Here is a 550-nt window from a genome sequence, read left to right on the forward strand (position 1 = left end):
GTTTTCTCTTTTAATTTAATCCATTGATAAATGGTATTACGAGAAATTTGGAAAACAGTTGCTGCTTCAGAAATACTGCCAATATTCTCACAATATGAAAGAACTTTTTCACGAAAATCTACTGAATATGCCATAAAAATAGTATAGCACAAAATGTGCGGTTTTTGTTTCATTCTACTATACTACTGGATTCACAATGGTCACCTTGGATTAACTAGGAAAGATATGCTTTATCCTAGAAAAACGAAAAAAGCAATCACAAGCAACTTCAACGAAGCCACATGTGATTGCCTCTATGCATCGTCTCATTCGAACGATCCATTACCTCATAACGCACAATAAACTTTACGACTATAGTCTTTCTAAAAGTCAATAAGGAATAATTGTGCCATACCATTATAACACCTTGCGAAAAAAATTGAAAGTCAAGGTGCTGTTTCACACGACAAACGCATGAAAGGTTCTAACTGATTTCTCTTCAGTCAGAACCTTTTTTAAAGTAGCGATTTTAAATATTTATCAAATACCATGCTCAAATGAAACTTTTTAC

1 protein-coding gene and 2 pseudogenes are annotated in these 550 nt (G+C 33.1%); 2 read left to right on the forward strand and 1 reads right to left on the reverse strand.

Annotated features, from left to right (window positions below):
- On the reverse strand, positions 1–134 hold a 134-nt coding region (locus E5983_RS09400; RefSeq protein WP_160332216.1), incomplete at its 3' end, for an IS630 transposase-related protein.
- A 43-nt stretch (positions 135–177) separates the two neighbouring features.
- On the opposite strand from E5983_RS09400, the pseudogene E5983_RS10220 reads away from it, so the two are divergent.
- Together E5983_RS10220 and E5983_RS09405 are read left to right on the forward strand one after the other, a co-directional pair.
- Positions 178–279: pseudogene (locus tag E5983_RS10220) on the forward strand (IS30 family transposase); the annotation flags it as partial.
- A pseudogene (locus E5983_RS09405) lies at positions 239–376 on the forward strand (IS110 family transposase); the annotation flags it as partial. The pseudogenes E5983_RS10220 and E5983_RS09405, both read left to right, overlap by 41 nt.
- Between the last annotated feature and the right edge of the window lie 174 nt (positions 377–550).

This window comes from Streptococcus danieliae (assembly GCF_009767945.1).
GTDB classification, from domain to species: domain Bacteria; phylum Bacillota; class Bacilli; order Lactobacillales; family Streptococcaceae; genus Streptococcus; species Streptococcus danieliae.